This window comes from Pedobacter nototheniae (assembly GCF_004335085.1).
Taxonomy (GTDB): Bacteria; Bacteroidota; Bacteroidia; order Sphingobacteriales; family Sphingobacteriaceae; genus Pedobacter; species Pedobacter nototheniae.
The window spans coordinates 14,128-36,085 of sequence record NZ_RQRS01000014.1; the positions used below are offsets into that span (position 1 = coordinate 14,128).

Here is a 21,958-nt window from a genome sequence, read left to right on the forward strand (position 1 = left end):
TATGAAAAGAATTGCCATTGATATGGATGAGGTGATAGCTGACGTTATCCCAAAATTTATTAAACTTTATAACCGCGATTACGGTGTTCCATTAGATTTGGTTATTGAGCCTGGAAATGAAATATATAAACATGTGCCCGAAGATGTAAATCGAAAATGGTTCGACTATATTAATGAACCAGGCTTTTTTAGAGATTTAGAGGTTATTCCAGATAGCCAGCGTGTAATTAAAGCGCTGCAAGAAAAATATGATGTTTACATCGTTTCAGCAGCCATGGAATTTAGAAACTCATTAACTGATAAGTACGATTGGTTAGCCGAGCACTTTCCTTTTATAGATTGGCAACACATTATGTTTTGTGGCAATAAAATTATTGAGGCTGATTTCTTGATTGACGATCGCATTAAGAATTTTACCAATTTTAAAGGCCGTCCGCTTTTATATACTTCTCCGCACAACCTTCTCATTACCGATTACGAAAGAGTAAGCAGCTGGGTAGAAATTGAAGAAAAATTGTTGTAACCAATAGATTTGAAAGCGTAGGCTCCGCAGCTTTTACATTCTGCAGTCGGGCTTTTCGCTAAATTCCCGCTTAACAACAAAGTAAGTTTAAAACACATGAGCTTGCTCCTTTATAAAAGCTAAAAACAATGAAAGCGCATTACATTTAATCCGCTTTCATTGTTTAATAATTAAATTAACGTGGTTGTTGGGTATAAAACTTAATTAAAATTAAATTCTCCAATTAAGTTGCCGTTTTTGTTGCTTGCATCCATCGGCAAAACAATTACTTTTCTTTCTTGCTTCCCTGTTGAATATCGTGTATAAATTTCGGCAGTAACCGTGGTAGGGCCACTAATGTTAATTTGCCTATCGCCGTAATAGTTTACTTCAATTTTATATTTACCCTTTATGGCTTTTTTAATCATAAATTGCTCAGGACCATAACCAGAGGTAAAATCGTTACTAATTCGTCCTCCAATTTTGGTTTTTGGATTGCTATAATATCCTTTTTCACCAGTAGGATCGGTAAGCCATAAATCTATATCGGTATCATTTTTATTCCAGTTTAACACTACTCTAACATCAACTGGCAAAGGAAAAATCATTCTTTTATCAATTCCTCTTACATTCAATTTATCACCGTGGTTGGTAATTAAATTATTAATTTCCGAAATGATAATTTCTTCAATTCCCTGATCTCGATCAGCCGTTTGCGAATTATAACTTTGTGTTAAAACTTTATACAAATAATCGAGCGCTTTTTGATATTGTCCTGCGTCGGCCAATGCCAAAGCGTAGTCTCGGTAACTTTGTGATTCCATTGGGCGCCATTGTAAAACTTTGCCTGCAACAAAAATCTCTTCTGCATAATTGCCTGTTTGCTTAAGCTTATAGGCAAGTGTTTTGTATAAATCAGCATTTTCCAAATCCAAATCGGCAATGTTACTTAAAATGGTTAATGCTCTTGCATCATCTTTTTGTTGATAAAACCAGTTTGCTACATCAAAATAAAACATTGGCGTACTGATGTAATTTGGCCTCATTGAAAGATATTTTTGGTAAGCACTATCGGGTGTTCCGCTCAAATTTTTCATGTAATCTTTATCACTTTTAAATTCGGGAATAACAATAGTTGGCTGCTGAATGGTTTCACCCATTCTAGTCCTTATTTTATCATTTGTTATTTGTAAACCTGCAACCTTTCCTTGTAAACTAACTGAAGCGGCACTCATGTTTCTTTTTTGAACTGCTTGAGAAGATGCTACTACAACTACTTCTTGTAGGGCTTTACTTTCAGATTCTCTTCTACTCGTTTGATTCGCCGCAGCTACAGGCGCAGGCATTCTTATCGCATCAACTTGTGGTGGCGATCCCTGAGGTCTTTCGCTTCTCGATTCACTTACTATAACTCTATCTGCTAAAGGTTCACCATCAACCGTTGGGTATTTCTCTTTTCCTTTAATCTCTTTAACATATTTAAAGTCTGTGTTCCACCAGGTTTTTAATTCCTTAGTCATAACAACCGCAGCATTTATTAAATCATTTTTGCGTTCCAAAATATCTGCACGGCGTTGTTTTATTACGGCATCATAATCTTGTTTTAATTCGGCTGGCGGTATAATGTCATAACGTAGATAATCATCCAGATTTTCCAAAACAATTAAACTGGTATTTCTTGTTACAATACCAAATTGCTTGCTTAAAGCACTAATATCTTCTTTATTGGTGTCATATTGAATATCCATCTCAGCAATCTTTTTTTGCGCCCAAACCCGTCTTACATCAACACTTGTTAAAGTATGTTCTGTGGCATTTAAGCGAATTGGGATTTCTAAAACCACGTTATTTCCAAAACCAAACTGTAGTATAAATGAAGTGTTGAAACCATTTAAAATTCCAGCGAGAGAAAGTTGTCCATCTACATTAACATGCATTGATGGGTAAACTTCTCTTATATCCGCATTATTTTTGATGCCCAAAAACTGCAAATTTTCTTGATTAAGTTGTTTAAAAGCGGTTTCAACCGTGGCGGCATTTAAGTTTATAAATTGTCCTCCGGTTTTTAAACTAATATATTTTAAAGTGCTATAATCAGCCTTTAAAGAAGTATTTACAGTGTGAACAGGTTTTTTTAGACTTACGCTATTTTTACCAAAAGTGGATAAACCGTCGGAAAAGAATAGATACTCATCTGCCTGAAAGGCTTTTTCATTTATGGCACTAAAATTAGTCCCGCCATCGTAAACGATTGTCTCCAGTTTCCTTTTCAATAAATCCCAATTGCCGTTTTTAATTATAAATGTTCCTGCATTTTTAAAATTGTTATTTAAAAGCCCTAATTGGATCGTCAGGTTTTGTTTCTGTTTTACAATTAAATTTAAAAGCTCTATTTCTTTTTTTACATCGCGTTGCAATCCACTTAAAGAGCAATCCCAGACCAAACCTAATTGGTTTGCCCACTGCCTTGGTCTACTTTGTGTTTTAGGAAAAACATTAACCATGAAATAATAGCCTGTTGATGCCTTTTGCATTTGTACCTCTGGCAAATCACTACGTTTTGGTAAACTAATTGTTAATCCATTTTTAGGCTCGTAATTGGTTTTTTTAATTTCACCTACATAGGTATTACCATTGGCTTTAAAATTAAATGTTCCATCAGGTTGCTCCACGAGTTCGGGTTTTATTACGCTTTCAAAAACTGTCGTTTTCAAGGTAAAATCTTCTATAGCTTGGCTGTACCCTAAAGGCAAATGATATTGGAGTGCATTACCATTATTAAAATTAAGTTGTTGCTCATAACCAACAATTATGGTTCTGCTACCCTTAGCTGGTAGTGGGTAAACACGGGTACGGAAATTATTTCCTTCCACCTTTTCAAGCAAACCTGGATCTACCCGACGGCGTTCTATACTTTCAAAAACTTCTGTGGCTTTTGCTTTTTCTACGGGAACAGCCTCACGCATTTTTCCATTAATATCAAGAGCATATCGACTAACGGTTACACCATCGGGCATAGGAAAGGTTAATTCGCCTTCTAAAACCCTATTGCTATTATTATAAAAAGTCATCGTCATAATTGTTGTAGCAACATTTCCGGTAATCTGCACATCAATATTTAACTTTTTTAAGCTAACTGCTTGTTTTTGCGCTTCATTTTCTGCTTGTTGAACTTTAAGTACCGGCATTTGTGCCTGTAAAGTGGTTGCCAGTATTAAAAGGGGCAATAGGAGTATGGCTTTAAACTTTTTCATAACGATGTTTTTTTAATAGGGATGCAGAATTTATACGGATTACATAAATTATTTTTTGTCTTCTGGTTTTAGACTAAACTTTCAGCCTTAAAAAACAAAAAAATTATTGCATAAGATATTACATAAACAACAGCAGTACAGGCGTTACCAAATAAAAACAACAATCAATTTTATAATATTATGTAACTTTTTATATATCTTACGGTCTAATAGAAAAAGAATGCTATGCTGGTAACGACGACGCCATCTGTAGAGGGTAAAAAAATAGTGAAGTACATTGGCTTGGTAACAGGCGAAACCATTATAGGTGCAAATATTTTTAGAGATCTTTTTGCAGGAATCCGCGATATTGTTGGCGGAAGATCTGGTTCTTATGAGCAAGTTTTAAGAGAAGGAAAAGATACAGCAGTAAACGAAATGCAACAATATGCGGCAGCACTTGGTGCAAATGCAATTGTTGGTGTAGATTTAGATTATGAAACAGTTGGTAGTGGCGGTAGCATGCTTATGGTTACTGCAAGCGGCACAGCTGTTGTTATTGAAGATATTTAATATTTTCTCATTAGATGAATTAAAATTCTTCTGATGGGCTTTTATTGCTTATAGCGAAAACTAAGCAAAATAAGAAAGTCCTTCCGGTGCGGGAAGGACTTTTCTTTTTATGATTTTTTCTGAATTAGAAAGAAAGGATATCGATTAACTTTATCCAGGTAGAACTTACCTTTTCCGCATCAATATGTTTTATGGCATGATCGAATGGCGTAAAAACCATTTCACGGTTAATTTGTCCGGCCATAACACCATTTTCGCCTTTAAGCAATCCCTCAACTGCTACAACACCTAATCTGCTTGCTAAAACTCTATCCATACAAGTTGGCTTACCACCACGTTGAATGTGCCCTAGTACAGAAACTTTTGTATCATAATGAGGGTATTTCTTTTCCAAAATTTCACCAACATTGAACGCACCTCCAGCATCATCACCTTCGGCAACAATAATAATTTTTGATGATTTATCTTTACGGCTGTGTTCCAGTTTATGCAAAACATCTTCTACTCCCATATTCGCTTCAGGAATTAGAATTGCTTCTGCACCCACACCAATTCCACTTCGTAATGCAATAAGGCCAGAATCGCGACCCATAACTTCAACGATAAATAATCTATCGTGTGATTCGGCAGTATCTCTGATTCTATCAACGGCATCAATAACGGTATTAATTGCAGAGTCATAACCAATTGTAAAATCAGTTCCAGCTAAATCATTATCAATTGTGCCCGGTAAGCCAATAATTGGGAAGTCAAATTCTTTAGCAAAAACATTAGCTCCTGTAAAAGTTCCATCTCCACCAATCACAATTAGAGCATCAACACCAAGTTTTTTTAAATTCTCATGTGCAGTTTTTCTGCCTTCTACCGTTCTAAAAGCTTCGCTACGAGCCGTTTTTAAAATTGTACCACCACGTTGAATAATATTAGCTACAGATTTACGGTCCATAGCAATATAATCGTTATTGATTAACCCTTCGTATCCGCGAAGAAAACCTGTTACCTCAACATCATAATAAATTGCTGCTCTTACTACAGCTCTAATTGCGGCATTCATGCCTGGCGAATCTCCGCCAGAGGTTAAAACACCAATGTTTTTTATCTTGCTCATTCTATTTTTTCTTAGCAAACTCTGATAATCCTTTATCCAGATATTGCAAATATTTTTCTATGTTAAACTCTACTCCAATCGGAGGAGAAACTAACTCCTTTTCATCCGTGCCCAAAAGTACATAATAAGGTTGCGAAATGGTATTAAATCTTTCAGCTTGTAAATGCTTAAATTTTTTACCTACTGTATTTACCCTGGTTTCTATTGCCTTAGAATCAAATTGCTCTGATTCTGGTAAAGCGGTTTTATCATCGGTATATAAGGAAACAACGATATAATCTTCCTTTAATTTTTTTAGCACACGAGGATCTGACCAAACACGGGCTTCCATTTCACGGCAGTTTACACATCCATGACCTGTAAAATCTAAAAACAATGGTTTTTTTACTTCTTTGGCATAAGCTAATGCTTCTTCATAATCGAAAAACCCATCAATATTATGTGGAATATGCAAAAATTCGGCATATTTTCTTTTAGAGTGTGATGTGGTTTTAGATTGAGCTCCACTACCACTATCTTGCCCGATTACAAAATCTTGTGTAGAAAGAGGAGGAACCAAGGCGCTAACCGCTTTAAGAGGCGCTCCCCATAAACCAGGAATTAAATAAAATGCGAAAACAAAGGCTGCTCCGCCCAAAAACAATCTTGGAGTAGAAACATAAGGGACATCACTATCGTGCGAGAATTTTATTTTGCCAAGCAAGTAGAATCCTAAAATAAAAGCAATTACTATCCAAATAGATATAAATACTTCACGATCTAAAATTCCCCAGTGATATGCAAGATCCGCTGTTGATAAGAATTTGAGTGCCAGAGCAATTTCAATAAGTCCTAAAACAACTTTAACAGAGTTTAACCAACCGCCAGATTTTGGCAAAGAAGTCATCCAGCTAGGGAAAATTGCAAAAACAACGAAAATTAAAGCTAAGGCTAATGAAAAACCAAACATTCCCATAATTGGAGCAAGGAAACCTCCGCTTTGGCCAACAGTTACTAATAATGTTCCGATTAGGGGCCCTGTACAAGAAAAAGATACAACCGCCAATGTAGCGGCCATGAAAAAGATTCCCGTTAAGCCCTTTGAATCCGATTTGGAATCCATTTTATTTACGAAAGAACTTGGTAGTGTAATTTCAAATGCTCCTAAGAAAGATATTCCAAAAACTAATAGAATTAAGAAAATAAATACGTTGAAAAAGCCATCAGTTGCTAACTCATTTAATGCACTTGCACCAAAAATGATTGTAATTAATAGCCCTAATACTACATAAATTACAATAATGGAAACGCCATAAATTATAGCTCCTTGTATCCCTTTTCCTTTTGTTTCGGCTCTTTTTGTAAAGTAGCTAACGGTTAAAGGTACCATTGGAAAAATACAAGGAAGAAGAAATGCAATTAAGCCAGCGATAAAACCAGCTGCAAAAATTGAAAGAAGTGTTTTAGACTGTCCTGTTTCGGTTTTTGCAGAATCAACTTTAGCTGTAGAAACTGAATCTTTCTTTACCGAATCCTTAACAATATTATTTGCTGCGCTATCTTTTGCTGAACCTATTTCAGTAAATTCAAGATCATTGGGTGGGGCGGTAGCAGTGGTATCCTGTACCACTACTGCGAAACTTTTAACGGCTGGCAATGCTATAAACATTGACGCCATTAGTAACAATAATAAAACCTTTTTCATTTGTGTGTTTTGTGTGTGTTTGAAAGTGTGAAATTAAGCATAATTTTATAAAGGATTAATTTTTAAACCCCTACAAGGCTTAGATTTTACTTTAAACAGAAACAGCCACCCATAAGAGCAGCTGTTTTATAAAGTTTTTTCAATTTTATTTTACGGGAATGCTGAACTCAACTTCTTCCGGTGGAAGACATTGTTTATCGTTACATACCATAAACTCAACTTTACCTTTAATGGTTGTAGTAGCTTTATTTAACTTAACTTTTTGTTGGAAGATCACCTGCTTTTCGAAATAACTAACATTCATTTTGAAAGTAGATTCGTATTTTACGATTGCTTTTGGTTCAATTGTTTTACCAACTAAACTAAAATCTTTAGACGGAGTAAAAGTAAATGTTGTTTTTACAGGGCCACCATCCTTAACATTTTGAGAATAGATATGCCATCTATCATCAATTGTTGCTTTTAAATATAGAATGGCTTCAGTTTTACTTACTTTTTTGGCTACGTAAGCCCATGTTACTGGTTTTTCAATTTGTGCGAAAGCACCCACAATTGTAAAGAGCACAAGGGATAGTGCTAATGTGATTTTTTTCATTCTGTGTGTTTATTTTGTGTGTATAAATTCAATCTCTTTAAAATTGAAAATAGTGATGCCCTTTTCCGTTTCCATAATTAAGCGCCCATTATCTTCAACTCCTTTTATAATCCCTTCAAAAACCTCTCCATTTTGCTTGTAAATGGCAGGTATATTAAAGTTATATAACCTTGTAAGGTAATTGCTTTGTAAAAAATCATATTTACCTTCTCTCAAATTTAAATAGTATTTCTCTATATATACGAATATTTTCTCTAATATGATTTCTAAAGGAGTTTCCTTTTTAATAATTTGAAGCAGTGAAACCGCCCTTCGAGTGATTTCAGAGCTAAAATATTGCTGATTAATATTTAAACCAATGCCAATAACGGATGATTTTATAAATGCACCTGTCAGTGTATTTTCAATTAGAATACCACCCATTTTTCTTCCCAAATAATAAATATCATTTGGCCACTTAACCTCAATTGGCTCATCAATAAATTGAGATAAAGCATTGCTAACGGCTAAGCTAACAGCGATATTTAAATAAAACTGTTTATTTATTGGCAAAAAAGAAGGCCTTAAATATATACTGGTACTAATGTTTTTACCAGGTTCCGTTTGCCAAACACTTTCTTGCTGGCCTCTACCTGCAAACTGATTATCTGCCATAATTACAGTTCCTTCAGGTAATGGCTCGGAATTTGAAGCCAAATTCTTTAAATAGTTATTGGTAGAATCAACTTCTTTTAATTTGATTAAATTTTGACCAACAAATAGTGTCGAAAAAGTGTTATTTTGCAAGTGTTGAATTTATATTTATTGTAATCTCAAAATTAAAGCATTTTAATGGTAAAAAAGAAAATAGTAGCCCTTTCTACATACCTTTCCGAATTAGCCGTACATGGCATACAGGAAAAAAAAGGAGAAGATATAGTGCGGTTGGACCTTAGAAATATTCATTCTTCAGTAGCAGATTTCTTTATTATTTGTAGCGCCAACTCTGGCACACAAGTAAAAGCTATTGCAGATAGCGTAGAAAAAGAAATTTATAAAAACACTCAGTCCGATCCAAGACACAAAGAAGGTTTTGAAAGCGCCGATTGGATAATACTCGATTATTTTGATGTGGTTGTGCACATCTTTAAAACAGAAAAACGCCATTTTTATGGCATAGAAGAACTATGGGGAGATGCTGAAAGCACAAACTTTCAAAGCGCTTAACCTGTAAAATCATACCTTTTGAACGAGACAAATGAACGATAATCAAAATACAAACGACAACAAGAAACCGGGAAAACGTTTGCCAAACATCCCTAAAAAGCCACAAAAAGGATCAAAGTTTAATGTTTTTTGGGTTTATGCAGCCATTATAGTAGCCATTTTTGCTGCTCAGTTTTTCTTTACCGGAGAGGGAGGAAAAGAAGTTACCTACCAAACATTTGAACAGAAAATGTTATTAACGGGCGACGTTGATAAAGTGGTTGCTTATAAAGCTGATGACCTTGTAAAAGCTGAGGTTTACATTAAAAAAGATAGTATAAACAAACCACAATATAAAGCTTATAAAAGCACAAGTTCTTTAAACATGTCTAATTCTGGACCTACAGTTTATTTTAACTCAGGTACAATGGACGGCTTGGATAAGCAACTTGCAGATTCTCAAAAAGACTTACCAGCTACACAACCACGTGTTTTGGCAGAAAAAACTAGTCGTAGCAATCCATTAGCAAGTTGGTTCTTAAGCATTATTTTACCAGTATTGTTATTAATAGGGTTCTGGATTTTCATGATGCGTCGTATGGGCGGTGGCGCAGGTGGTGGCGGTCAGATTTTCAGTATTGGAAAATCTAAAGCCACGTTATTCGATAAAGAGAGCCAGGTAAATATTACTTTTAACGATGTTGCTGGTCTTGAAGAAGCAAAGCAAGAGGTTATGGAAATTGTAGATTTCCTTAAAAACCCGAAAAAATACACAAACCTAGGTGGTAAAATCCCGAAAGGAGCTTTATTAGTAGGCTCGCCGGGTACAGGTAAAACATTATTGGCTAAAGCTGTTGCCGGTGAGGCGCAAGTTCCTTTCTTTTCATTATCAGGTTCTGATTTTGTGGAGATGTTTGTGGGTGTAGGTGCTTCTCGTGTACGTGATTTGTTTAAACAAGCTAAAGATAAAGCGCCTTGTATCATCTTTATTGATGAGGTGGATGCAATTGGACGTGCACGTGGAAAAAATAGTGTAATGGGTGGTAACGATGAGCGTGAAAACACATTAAACCAATTGCTTGTTGAAATGGATGGTTTCGGAACAGATTCTGGAATTATTATTTTAGCCGCAACAAACAGACCAGATGTACTGGATTCGGCTTTATTACGTCCAGGTCGTTTTGACAGACAGATTTCCATTGATAAACCAGATTTAGTTGGCCGTGAGCACATTTTTAATGTTCACTTAAAACCAATTAAAACCTCTGCAGAAGTTGATGCAAAGAAATTATCTGCACAAACTCCGGGTTTTGCAGGTGCAGAAATTGCAAATGTTTGTAATGAAGCTGCTTTAATTGCTGCTCGTCGTAATAAAGAAAGTGTTGATATGCAAGACTTTCAAGATGCGATTGACCGTGTGATTGGCGGTTTAGAAAAGAAAAATAAAATCATTTCTCCAGAAGAGAAACGAATCGTTGCTTACCATGAAGCAGGTCACGCAATTGCAGGCTGGTTCCTGGAACATGCAGATCCATTGGTTAAAGTATCAATCGTTCCTCGTGGCGTTGCGGCGTTAGGTTATGCTCAATACTTACCAAAAGAGCAATTTTTATACACTACAGAACAATTAATTGATGGTATGTGTATGACAATGGGTGGTCGTGTTGCTGAAGATCTTACTTTCGGTAAAATTTCTACAGGTGCTCAAAACGATTTAGAGCGTATCACCAAATTATCTTATGCCATGGTTACTATTTATGGTATGAATGAAAATGTTGGTAATGTTTCTTTCCACGATCCACAAAACGAGTATAATTTTAACAAACCATATTCTGAAAAAACTTCAGAGTTAATTGATATTGAGGTTCGTAAATTAATTGGTGATGTTTACATTAAAACAAAACAATTATTAACGGATAAACGTGATGGTTTAGAAAAATTAGCTCAAAAACTACTGGAGAAAGAAATTTTATTCCAGGCAGATTTAGAAGAGATTTTAGGAAAACGTCCGTTTGATTCTCGTACTACCTATGATGAATTTGTAAATGGTACAGGCGATCAAACTCCTGCTGCAGAAGGCTTAGTGCACGATGGAGTTGGAGATGCCGATATCAATCAGGAAGTTACAGGATTAAATCCTTCTTCAGAAAAAGAGTAAAAACACATTATGCGATAAATTGCATATAAACACAATTATATATAAGTTTGAAACCTTGGACGTAAAAAATTCAAGGTTTCATTTTTTTAGATGATGAAGGATAATACGACAGCGAAAGAACAGATACTAAAAAAGATAAGAAAAGCGCTTTTAGAGAAACGCGAAAGCCCTTATCCAAATTTAGAAGAAAGCCCATTGTATAAGCAAAATACAGAAGCGCTGGAAATATTATTTGCAGAACAATTAACGGCAATATCAGGCAATTTTATTTTTTGCGAGGACGGCATCGACTTTATCGAAAATATGCTCCAGCTAGCTGATAAGTTTAAATGGCGCAAAATTTATTGCTGGGAACCTGAATTACAGGAGTTTTTAGCTAAATATGAATTTCCTTTTTATCAAACAGATAAAGATTTTGATCAGGCTGAAGTTGGCATTACTCTGTGTGAGGCGTTAGTTGCCAGAAATGGCAGCGTAATGGTTACCAATGAAGGCGGCGCAGGCAGAAGATTAAGTATATTTCCGCATCACCATATTGTAATTGCCCGTACCAGTCAACTTGTATTAGATTTAAAAGACGCTTTTCAGCTTCTAAAAAATAAGTATGGCAATCAGATTCCATCAATGATTAGCAATATTACCGGACCGAGTAGAACTGCTGATATTGAAAAAACTTTGGTTCTTGGTGCCCACGGGCCTAAAGAACTTTTTGTTTTCTTAATTGATGATTTTAGTTAATTGTCTTTCATTAAGACTCAAAAAAGCCCTAAAACATTATAATTTTGGAATTAAATCAATAAATCTTCGCCAATTTTTTAACCATAGGTTGATGACAATTGCTAAAAAAACAATTTTAACTTCGTAGCTTTTTTTAAACGATTATTTTTAATTTCGATTAAATTATAATATTTTTATACCCAATACCGTTTTGGTATGCAGTATTAGTTGATTCGGATAACATGATAAATACCATAATTACAGGCACGGGTAGCTATATTCCTGAGAACATTATTTCAGGCAATGAGTTTATGGAGTCTACATTTTTTGAAAACGGTAATCGTTTGGAAAAAGAAAATACTGAGATTATTCATAAATTCTCAGAAATTACAGAAATCGTAGAAAGGCGCTATGTTTGCCCAGATCAATTAAGCAACCATATTGGTGCAAAAGCGGCGGAAAAGGCGATTGAAAATGCAGGGATTGACAAAGAAACTTTAGATTATATTATCTTCTGCCACAATTTTGGCGATATTCCGTTAAATAGTAATCGTACAGATGTTTTGCCTTCACTGGCAGCAAAAGTAAAGCAGCAATTGGGTATTGTTAATCCCGACTGCGTTGCGTATGATTTAATCTTTGGATGCCCGGGCTGGGTTCAAGGTTCTATACAAGCAGATTATTATATTAAAAGTGGCGATGCAAAACGCGTAATGGTGATTGGAGCAGAAACACTTTCAAGAATTATAGATCCGCATGATCGTGACAGCATGATTTTCTCTGATGGGGCTGGTGCTGTAATTTATGAAGCTGCTGAACAAGATGATAAAATTGGTATCCTTGCTCATAAAACAGAAACTTACGCGGTAAATTATGGCAATTTACTTACCATGGGCAAAGGTTCACACCCTGATGAAACTAGTGGTAATTACTACCTTAAAATGAACGGACGTAAACTTTACGAGTTTGCAGTTGTTCAGGTACCACAAGTGATTAAAAAATCGCTAGATAAAGCTGGTTTAAGCGTAGAAGATGTGAACATTGTATTTGTGCACCAAGCAAATGGTAAAATGGATACCGCCATTATGAAACGTTTATTTAAACTTTATAACATAGATACTGTTCCTGATAACTTAGTGCCCATGACGATTTCTTGGCTCGGAAACAGCTCTGTAGCTACTGTACCAACCTTGCTAGATTTGGTTCTGAAAGAACAGGTTAAAGGTTACAAAGTTAAAAAAGGTGATATAGCAGTATTTGCATCGGTAGGGGCAGGTATGCACATTAATGCCTTTGTTTATCGTTTTTAAACTTTAAATTCTTTTTAATCCAGCCTTAGCCTGACTTTCGATGCTGCTTTCATATTCATGATTTTTCATTGAAATAGCGGTATTATAAGCTTCTTTAGCTTTGGCTGGATTTTTCTTTTTCTCATAAATTTTGCCCATTTGCAAAGCCGCATTTGCTGCAAAATAATACTTCAAATTTTTACCTTGATTTACCGCTGCCTGATAAGCCAATAACGCTTGATCGTCTTTTCCTAAATCATCATATACACGGCCCAAACGATAATTATATTCAGTTTTATCCTTATCAGAATCATAATCTGCAGCTTTAGAAGATTCTAAAATTTGCTGAGATTTAGTTAAGTATCCACCATCAAATAAAAGACGAGCCTTTAAAAGATCTGTGTTTGGCACTGGCGCCGCTGCTTCATTTAAAGCCTGTTTATCCTTTTCATTGTATGTGTAGCCGCTTTTGGCTGCTTTGGAGGCATAAGTTGTATAACCTGTTTTATCCCCTTTTAATAAAGCAATCCAAGCCAAATGCAGGTTTGCATCTTTAATGTAATTTACACCCTTATTGGTTTGTAAAAACTTATTGAAATATGCCGATGCAGTTAAATCTAATTTATTTAAGTGTGCAACCCCTTCCAAATATTCTAGATAAGGGAATGGTTGATAAACACCACCTTCAGGGCGAGATTTTAAAATGTTTATCGCCTCATCATTATGTCCGTTTTTAATGCACACATAACTTTGAAGGTAAGATTTTAGTAGGCTCGTATCGGCAATTCTTTCCGTGTACTTCATCGTTTTAGCATAAGCAGAAGGGCTGTGCGCAACATCTGTTAAAACATATGCGTAGTAAAAAACTACTTCTTCATAAAAAGGTTCATATGATGATTTCGGCAAATTATCCGCTAGTTTTTCGAACATGGAAAGCCCGCTTTGTAAATTACCTCTGATGCCAAAAGTAGATAATGTACTTTTCAAAGCGCCATCTGGTAAATTACCCAAAACCGCATTTATTAATCCAAGACCTTTTAAGTTTAGATGAAAATCGGGGAATTTCTTTGCGTTCTCCTGCAGTAAATTATTAGCCCGTTTAATTTCCATTGCTGCGTTGAAATATTCTCCGTAGCGCCCTCTAATTAACGCCCATTGCAAATTAATTTCTGCCTGTGCATATAAATAATAGGGAGATTGCTTATCATCATCGCTAATTTTATCCAACCTGGCCGATTTATTTCCTTCTAACCGATCAAAATCAGCTTTATTTTCTGAAGTTAATAGCGTAAAATAATCTACATAATTCTCCAATAAAGGGATGATAGCATTGTTTGGCCTAAGTTTTTTTTCAGTAGAGATATAAGCTTTTGCGTTGCCGAGTTTCAGCTCAAAAATACTTTTATAGGCGTTTAAGCAGTTGGCATTAAAATCGAAATTGGCAAATAATGAAAGTGGTGAAACCAGAAGAAAGAGCGCTGAAAAAAAACGTAGTCTTTTAACCATTGAGTTGAATTCTAAATTTTGCCTGGAGATTAGCGAGGCAGCAACAAATTAATAAATATCTAACCTTAACGCAAAATATTAGTTCTTGTTTTACCTTAAACAAAAAACGTCTCGGTTTTGACCGAGACGTTTTTAAAAAATTTAAGATTTGATTATCCTTCAGCTACTTCATGAGTAAGAGCTTCATCAACCAAAATACGACCACAGTGTTCGCAAACGATAATTTTTTTACGTTGACGAATATCTAACTGGCGTTGAGGTGGAATTTGGTTAAAACAACCCGAGCAAGAATCACGGTCGATAGTTACTACGGCTAAACCATTTACAGCATTTTTGCGTAAACGTTTGTAAGCAACCAATAAACGCTCTTCGATAAGTGGCTCAGATTTATCAGCTTTTTTCTGTAAATCTTGCTCTTCTTTTTCAGTTTCTGCAGTAATTACATCTAATTCAGCTTTTTTAACATCTAAGTCTTTTTTTCTACCTTCTAGTTCTGCTTTAGCAGCTTCGTAGATTTCAGTTTTAGAAGTGATTTCAAAACCGTGTTCTTTAATTTTTTTCTCAGAAACCTGAATATCTAATCCCTGAATCTCAATTTCTTTAGTTAAAGCATCGTATTCACGGTTGTTTTTAACTTCTTTTAATTGAGTATCGTATCTTTTGATTGCTGCCTGGGCATCTTTAATCGTGTTTTTACGGGTTACGATAGAATCTTCCAGATCATCAAGTTCACCTTTAATTTTCTGAATTCTCGTTTCTAATCCTAAAACATCATCCTCAAGATCAGCTACTTCCATTGGTAATTCGCCTCTTACCTGACGGATTTTATCAATTTTAGTGTGGATGTTTTGTAATTCGTATAAAGCTTTTAGCTTTTGTTCTACGGTTTGTTCCATTAAAACAAGTAATTTATGGGGTTTGTATTTTGCTCCGTTAAACGGATTGCAAAGTTAGCAAATTTTTTCTGAATAATTTCAACCAATAAATTTGAGGTAAATTGTTCAGTTTCAAAGTGTCCGATGTCGGCAATGATCAATTTTTCTTCAGCATCAAAAAACTCATGATATTTGAAATCGGCAGTAATAAAGGCGTCGGCGCCAGCTGCAATTGCTTCCTTTAAAAGAAAACTTCCTGAGCCACCACAAACGGCCACTTTTTTAATCCTTTTTGGTAAAACTTCGGTGTGCCTTATCACTTTAGCTTGCATTCTATCTTTAACCAAATGCAAAAAATCATAGGCATCCATGTCGTATTCTAACCAACCTAACATGCCCGAACCAACCAAGTCGTTTTTATTTTCCAGTTTATAAATATCGTATGCAACCTCTTCGTATGGATGGTTTTCGAATAAAGCGACCAATATTTTCCTTTCAGATTGAGCTGGATAAACGGTTTCTATTCTAACTTCAGCTTCATGATGCCTTCTTCCTCTTTCCCCAACAAACGGATTTGAATCTTCATTTCCTTTAAAAGTACCAAAACCTTCGGCATTGAAACTGGTTTCGCTATAATTACCAATATTACCTGCTCCTGCGTAAAAAAGTGCTGATCGCAATTGTTCTGCCTGTGCGTGCGGACAGTAGGTAACCAATTTTTTTAACAAACCAGTTTTAGGTAAAAGAACCTTAGTTCCTGTTAAGCCCAAGCGCTCACAAATTCGAGCATTTACGCCGGTATGCACACTATCCAAATTGGTATGAATGGCGTAAAGTGCAATATTATTTTTTATAGCTTTAAGCACCACACGTTCCACGTAATTTTTGCCATTAAATTTCTTTAAGCCTTTAAAAACAATGGGGTGATGGGTAATAATTAAATTGCAACTGGTACGAATGGCTTCATCAACTATTTTCTCTATACAATCCAAAGCAACCAAAGCACCATGAATTTCCATATTTGGATCGCCAACAATTAAACCCGAATTATCGTAATCTTCCTGATAATTAAGCGGAGCTATGCTTTCTAAATAATTGGTAATCTCTGATAATTTCATTTTATAAAGATAGAAATTTTGATGTTTTGTAAGTAGCAGAAATAATTAATGTATTTAATGCTCATTAAGAATAGGCTTATAAAACGACAAGCCCGCTAACACGATTTTTCATCGGTTGCGGGCTTGTAGATTATGGAGGAACTGCGTTGTAATTGCTTTCCTAAAAAATATGTTGTTATTAAAAAGAAGAAACTTATTGGAATCCGCCCATTCTAACCATTTGCAAACTTTCGAAAACCATTTTCTGATTGTATTCAAAAGCCAGGTTTTTATGGTTTACAACATCAACAATTGATCCGATGAAACATAATCCTATGGTTAAAAGATATAATATGCCCATTCCAACCTGACCAACAATAAACCTTTGCAAACCTGGCACCACAAATAAGCCGATTAAACAGAAGATCAACATATCTGATGCGCTTTTTCTTTTACTGCTGTAAACCATCAGGAAATTTCTTAATTGTTGCTCGCTTAAACCTGCGGTTGCTTGTTGTAAATATGAGTATTCCTCTGGAGTTATACCTGGTAACGACATTAGAGGTGATTGAAAGATATCCATGACTTTATGTATTAAGTGGTGAAATTTTAAATTGTTTTTTATTTTTTATCAATGTGTAAATTCTATAAAATATAATCAGCAAAGCTGGAAAACCGAACCAGTGTTGTTTAAAACTCTGACTAAATTCGCCATGAAATATTTGGCTTATCGACCTGCCTAAGCCACAACCAGGACACCATTGCTCAAAACCCAAATTTGCTAAAGGGCACAGCGTAAAATGATGTTCATGACTGTTAGCGGTTGCCAATAACACTAAAGCAATTATCCAGAAAGAAAGTTCTAGCGGAAAGCTTTTAATGTATTTCATGTTTCAGTTTTTATATATTTTAGAGGTTATCAAAAAAGCTTTGTTACAATAATATGGGTTTATTCGACGAATAGGAGCAAATATCCGACAAATTACCGTATTCCACCGAAGAAAAATAGCACAGCTAGAATTATAACAATCAAAAAAACCTTTATCACAATTTAAGGTTAATTTAATACCAAGATTACAATTCAAAAAAAATCAATTCAGAAATAAACATTAAATTTGTGCCTTGAACATTCGCGATTTAATAAACAGATATAAAACAGACGATAGAGTAGCCGCATTTAACAAGGTGCTCAACAGTTCTAAAAACCCTAAAGTACAATTAAAGGGGTTAGTAGGTTCTGCTGATGCTGTTGTTGCCCTATCATCATACTTTTTACTTCATAAACCATTGCTTTTTGTTTTTCCCGATCGGGAAGAGGCTGCTTATTTTCAGTCGGATTTAGAAAGCATTTTAGATAAACAAGTATTACTTTTTCCTTCCTCTTACCGTAAATCTTTTGATTTTACACAAGTTGATACAGCCAATGTTTTAGCTCGTGCCGAAGTTTTAAATGAACTTAATCACGATTCTGAATACGGAAAAATTGTGGTTTCTTATCCTGAAGCCATTGCAGAAAAGGTTATTGATCGTTCTGCCCTTGAAAAAAACACTTTAGAAATTAGTATTGGCGCTAAACTTGGAATCGATTTTATTAATGAATTTTTAATTGATTATGATTTCGATCGCCGAGACTTTGTTTATGAACCAGGCCAATTTTCTATCCGTGGTGGTATTGTAGATATTTTTTCGTTCTCATCTGATTTACCATACCGAATTGAGTTTTTTGGCGATGAGGTAGAAAGTATCCGTAGTTTTGAAATCGAAAGTCAACTTTCTGTTAATGATGTAAAATCACTAACAATTGTGCCTAACGTTCAAGCCAAATTTTTAACAGAAAGCAATATTAGTATTCTCGATTACATCGATCAGGATACCCAGCTTTGGTTTAAAGATGTAGAGTTTACGCTAGATATTATAAAAGCTGGCTACAAAAAAGCGGTAGAACTTTGGAAAGCTTTGCCCGCAGCTGATAAAAGCCAAAACCCTGAATGGATTGATCCTAAGTTTGCCTTTACTGATGAGAAATTACTTGGCGATCATTTACAAGATTTTCCATTAATCGAGTTTGGTAAACAATTTTTCTACCAAACAGATAATCGCTTTGAGTTTGAAACTAAACCGCAGCCATCATTTAATAAAGATTTTAACTTACTGATTCATAATTTAAAAGAGAATGAAAAGGCGGGTATTGTAAATTTCATTTTCACGGATTCGGTTAAACAGATTGAGCGTTTATATGCCATTTTGGATGATATTGATAAAACGGCGAAGTTTACTCCAATTAACAGCATGCTGCGTGAGGGTTTTGTAGATCCTCAAATTCAAACGGCATTTTATACCGATCATCAAATTTTTGATCGTTACTATAAATACAAGCTTAAAAAGGGCTATCAAAAAAGCCAGGCCATTACCTTAAAAGATCTTCGCGAACTAAAATCTGGAGATTATGTTACCCACATTGATCACGGTATTGGAAAATATGCCGGTTTAGAAAAAGTAGAGGTAAATGGCAAAACCCAGGAAATGATTCGTTTAGTTTATGCGGATAACGATTTGCTCTATGTAAACATTAACTCCTTAAATCGCATTGCGAAATATAGCGGCAAAGAAAGTGGTGTGCCTAAAATGAATAAATTGGGTACTGATGCCTGGGACAAGCTAAAAAAAACAACTAAAAAAAAAGTTAAAGATATTGCCCGCGACCTGATTAAGCTTTATGCTTTACGTAAAACACAGGCCGGAACAGCTTTTTCTCCCGATGGTTATTTACAAACAGAATTAGAGGCTTCATTTATTTATGAAGATACTCCCGATCAGTTAAAGGCCACTCAGGATGTAAAAAAAGATATGGAAGCGCCACATCCAATGGATCGTTTGGTTTGTGGTGATGTAGGTTTTGGTAAAACAGAAATTGCCGTTCGTGCAGCTTTTAAAGCTGTTGCCGAAGGTAAACAAGCCGCCATATTGGTACCTACAACCATTTTAGCGCTCCAACATTTTAAAACCTTTTCTTCGCGATTAAAAGATTTCCCGGTGACGGTAGATTACATTAACCGATTTAAAACAAATAAGCAAATTAAAGATACACTTGCCGAAGCTGCAGCAGGAAAAGTTGATATATTAATTGGTACACATCGCCTATTAAGTAAAGATGTGAAGTTTAAAGATCTCGGCATCATGATTATTGATGAAGAACAGAAATTTGGTGTAACGGCAAAAGAAAGGCTTAAAGCTGTAAGGGTAAATGTTGATACCTTAACTTTAACGGCAACGCCTATTCCAAGAACTTTACACTTTTCATTAATGGGTGCCCGAGATTTATCCATTATTAGTACGCCACCACCAAATAGGCAGCCTGTTAGTACTGAATTACATGTTTTTAATGATAAATTAATTAAGGAAGCGATACAATTTGAACTGGATAGAGGTGGTCAGGTATTTTTTATTCATAACCGCGTTAACGATTTAATGCAATTGGGTGGTATGATCCAAAAGCTGGTTCCTAAAGCACGCATTGGTATTGCCCACGGACAGTTGGACGGTGACGCATTGGAAGATGTAATGCTTGACTTTATCAATGGCGAAAAGGATGTTTTGGTTGCAACTACGATTATAGAGGCTGGTTTGGATATCCCAAATGCCAATACCATTATTATTAACCATGCGCATATGTTTGGGTTGAGCGATTTGCACCAAATGCGTGGCAGGGTTGGCCGAAGCAACAAAAAAGCCTTTTGTTATTTGCTTTCTCCACCATTATCAACCCTAACTTCTGAAGCAAGAAAACGTTTAAGTGCTATTGAAGAGTTTTCTGATTTGGGAAGTGGCTTTAATGTAGCCATGCGAGATTTGGATATTCGTGGTAGCGGAAATTTATTAGGTGCTGAGCAAAGTGGTTTTATTGCTGAAATTGGTTTTGAAATGTACCATAAAATTTTAGATGAAGCCATACAGGAATTAAAAGATGCTGAATTTAAAGGCTTGTTTGAAAATGAACCACAGCGCCCATTTGTTGGGTTTACTCAAGTTGATACAGATTTAGAACTCTACATTCCTGATGCCTATATTACCAACATAACCGAGCGTTACAATCTTTATACAGAGTTATCAAAGTTAGAAAACGAGGAAGAACTGGAGCGTTTTGAGAAACACCTTGCCGACCGTTTTGGTCCTGTTCCTCCGCAAGTAAAAACCATGTTAAGCGTGGTGCGTTTACAATGGCTAGGAAAGAAATTGGGCTTTGAAAAAATAAGTTTCAAAAAGAATAGTTTGCGGGGTTACTTTTTAAGCGATAAGCAATCGGCTTATTTTGATTCGAATACGTTTACCAAAATTTTAACTTTTGCTCAGAACCATCCGCGGATGTGTAATTTAAAAGAGGTTAAAAATACTTTAAGAATTGCTTTTGATAACGTTAGCACAGTAGAAGAGGCTATAGAAACTTTAGAATTAATTGACTAATTGCTGAACTATTGGACCCAACCTTATTGCTCGATCTTGTAAAAATGCAAATGCCCTACGGAAAGTATAAAGGCTATTTAATTTGCAATATTCCTGAAAGTTATTTGCTTTGGTATAAAGATAAGGGCTTTCCGAAAGGTAAATTAGGCGATTTAATGGCTACCATGTTTGAAATACGGGTAAATGGCCTCGAATATTTATTAACGCCGTTGAAAAATCAACAGCGTTAATAAATCAGTCTATATTTCGCAGCCATTTTCATCACAAATGGCATCATCATTCTTATTTAATGATTTCAATGATGTTTTTGGTTGTGTTTCTTTCCACTCTTTAAAACTTTGGGTTAACGCTTGTTCAAAAGCTTGAACAGGTTGTGCGCCAGAAACCGCATACTTGCGATCTAATACAAAATAAGGAACTCCTCTAATGCCCAGGTTTTGGCTTTCATAAATGTCATAACGTACGGCTTCTGCAAATTGTTCGCTATTTAAAACCTCTTCGGCTTCAGTTTTATCAAGACCTATTTCGGTTGCTATTTCTGCTAGTATATTTAAATTATCAATATCTCTACCCTGAATAAAATGTGCTTCAAAAAGTTTTTCTTCGGCTAAATCCTGAAGATTATGTTTCGCCGCCAAGTGAATTAAACGATGCGCATTAAAAGTATTAGCCGGAATATTTTTTCCGAAATTAATGGTTAATCCTGCATTTGCAGCCATATCTACAACTTGTTGCGTCATTTGTTTGGCTTGTTCAACAGGCATTCCTTTACTTCTCGATAAATAATCGAAAACGGTTTCATTATTGGTGTTATGATACTCAGGATTTAGTTGGTAACTTTTCCATTCCACCTCAATTTCATCCTTAAAGGGCAAGGTTTCTATAGCTTGTTCGAAATGTCTTTTACCAATATAGCAAAACGGACACATTACATCCGACCAGATTTCTACTTTCATAATACAAAATTAAAGCTAT

General features: G+C 35.4%; 19 protein-coding genes. 8 read left to right on the forward strand and 11 right to left on the reverse strand.

All coding sequences use genetic code 11. The features are described 5' to 3' along the window. Nucleotide 1 precedes the first annotated feature (1 nt). A complete protein-coding gene (locus EHC72_RS13265; RefSeq protein WP_233166973.1) occupies nt 2-523 on the forward strand; it encodes a 5' nucleotidase, NT5C type in 522 nt (173 codons plus the stop codon). Between the two features lie 200 nt (nt 524-723). Here the strand turns inward: EHC72_RS13265 and EHC72_RS13270 are convergent, their stop codons facing one another. Further along, entirely contained in the window at nt 724-3,756 is a 3,033-nt protein-coding gene (locus EHC72_RS13270; RefSeq protein ID WP_131538195.1) for a VIT domain-containing protein, read from the reverse strand. Between the two features lie 225 nt (nt 3,757-3,981). On the opposite strand from EHC72_RS13270, the gene EHC72_RS13275 reads away from it, so the two are divergent. After that, entirely contained in the window at nt 3,982-4,308 is a 327-nt protein-coding gene (locus tag EHC72_RS13275) for a heavy metal-binding domain-containing protein (protein ID WP_131538196.1), read from the forward strand. Nucleotides 4,309-4,432: 124 nt separating this feature from the next. Here the strand turns inward: EHC72_RS13275 and pfkA are convergent, their stop codons facing one another. From pfkA to EHC72_RS13295, 4 genes are all read right to left on the reverse strand, one after another. Beyond that, nucleotides 4,433-5,416, reverse strand: a complete 984-nt coding sequence (gene pfkA, locus EHC72_RS13280) for a 6-phosphofructokinase (protein ID WP_131538197.1) — start codon at nt 5,414-5,416, stop codon at nt 4,433-4,435. Between the two features lies 1 nt (nt 5,417). Next, on the reverse strand, nt 5,418-7,100 hold the full coding sequence (locus EHC72_RS13285; RefSeq protein ID WP_131538198.1) for a protein-disulfide reductase DsbD family protein: 1,683 nt from the start codon (nt 7,098-7,100) through the stop codon (nt 5,418-5,420). A 145-nt stretch (nt 7,101-7,245) separates the two neighbouring features. Then, nucleotides 7,246-7,695, reverse strand: a complete 450-nt coding sequence (locus tag EHC72_RS13290; protein ID WP_131538199.1) for a protein-disulfide reductase DsbD domain-containing protein — start codon at nt 7,693-7,695, stop codon at nt 7,246-7,248. Between the two features lie 9 nt (nt 7,696-7,704). Further along, nucleotides 7,705-8,481, reverse strand: a complete 777-nt coding sequence (locus EHC72_RS13295) for a biotin--[acetyl-CoA-carboxylase] ligase (protein WP_131538200.1) — start codon at nt 8,479-8,481, stop codon at nt 7,705-7,707. Nucleotides 8,482-8,526: 45 nt separating this feature from the next. On the opposite strand from EHC72_RS13295, the gene rsfS reads away from it, so the two are divergent. From rsfS to EHC72_RS13315, 4 genes are all read left to right on the forward strand, one after another. Further along, a complete protein-coding gene (gene rsfS, locus EHC72_RS13300) occupies nt 8,527-8,901 on the forward strand; it encodes a ribosome silencing factor (RefSeq protein ID WP_131538201.1) in 375 nt (124 codons plus the stop codon). A gap of 31 nt (nt 8,902-8,932) precedes the next feature. Continuing rightward, entirely contained in the window at nt 8,933-11,038 is a 2,106-nt protein-coding gene (ftsH, locus tag EHC72_RS13305) for an ATP-dependent zinc metalloprotease FtsH (protein WP_131538202.1), read from the forward strand. A 93-nt stretch (nt 11,039-11,131) separates the two neighbouring features. After that, nucleotides 11,132-11,776 (forward strand): LutC/YkgG family protein, encoded by a 645-nt coding sequence (locus tag EHC72_RS13310; protein ID WP_131538295.1) that lies wholly within the window; start codon nt 11,132-11,134, stop codon nt 11,774-11,776. Nucleotides 11,777-11,997: 221 nt separating this feature from the next. After that, entirely contained in the window at nt 11,998-13,065 is a 1,068-nt protein-coding gene (locus tag EHC72_RS13315; protein WP_131538203.1) for a 3-oxoacyl-ACP synthase III family protein, read from the forward strand. 3 nt (nt 13,066-13,068) lie between these two features. Here EHC72_RS13315 and EHC72_RS13320 read toward each other — a convergent pair whose 3' ends face one another. The 5 genes from EHC72_RS13320 to EHC72_RS13340 all read right to left on the reverse strand — a co-directional run bounded on the left by EHC72_RS13320 (nt 13,069) and on the right by EHC72_RS13340 (nt 17,412). Beyond that, nucleotides 13,069-14,550 (reverse strand): tetratricopeptide repeat protein, encoded by a 1,482-nt coding sequence (locus tag EHC72_RS13320; RefSeq protein WP_131538204.1) that lies wholly within the window; start codon nt 14,548-14,550, stop codon nt 13,069-13,071. A gap of 152 nt (nt 14,551-14,702) precedes the next feature. Next, nucleotides 14,703-15,446, reverse strand: coding sequence for a zinc ribbon domain-containing protein (locus EHC72_RS13325; protein ID WP_131538205.1), 744 nt, complete (start codon nt 15,444-15,446; stop codon nt 14,703-14,705). Then, nucleotides 15,446-16,543, reverse strand: coding sequence for a Nif3-like dinuclear metal center hexameric protein (locus EHC72_RS13330; RefSeq protein WP_131538206.1), 1,098 nt, complete (start codon nt 16,541-16,543; stop codon nt 15,446-15,448). The genes EHC72_RS13325 and EHC72_RS13330 overlap by 1 nt, the downstream gene beginning before the upstream one ends. Nucleotides 16,544-16,736: 193 nt before the next feature. Beyond that, nucleotides 16,737-17,105 (reverse strand): TM2 domain-containing protein, encoded by a 369-nt coding sequence (locus tag EHC72_RS13335; RefSeq protein ID WP_131538207.1) that lies wholly within the window; start codon nt 17,103-17,105, stop codon nt 16,737-16,739. A gap of 4 nt (nt 17,106-17,109) precedes the next feature. Next, nucleotides 17,110-17,412 (reverse strand): DUF2752 domain-containing protein, encoded by a 303-nt coding sequence (locus EHC72_RS13340; RefSeq protein WP_131538208.1) that lies wholly within the window; start codon nt 17,410-17,412, stop codon nt 17,110-17,112. A gap of 232 nt (nt 17,413-17,644) precedes the next feature. On the opposite strand from EHC72_RS13340, the gene mfd reads away from it, so the two are divergent. After that, entirely contained in the window at nt 17,645-20,983 is a 3,339-nt protein-coding gene (gene mfd / locus EHC72_RS13345; RefSeq protein ID WP_131538209.1) for a transcription-repair coupling factor, read from the forward strand. An 11-nt stretch (nt 20,984-20,994) separates the two neighbouring features. After that, a complete protein-coding gene (locus tag EHC72_RS13350; RefSeq protein WP_131538210.1) occupies nt 20,995-21,213 on the forward strand; it encodes a DUF3820 family protein in 219 nt (72 codons plus the stop codon). Between the two features lie 9 nt (nt 21,214-21,222). On the opposite strand, the gene EHC72_RS13355 is transcribed toward EHC72_RS13350, so the two are convergent. Then, a complete protein-coding gene (locus EHC72_RS13355; protein ID WP_131538211.1) occupies nt 21,223-21,939 on the reverse strand; it encodes a DsbA family oxidoreductase in 717 nt (238 codons plus the stop codon). Nucleotides 21,940-21,958 lie beyond the last annotated feature (19 nt).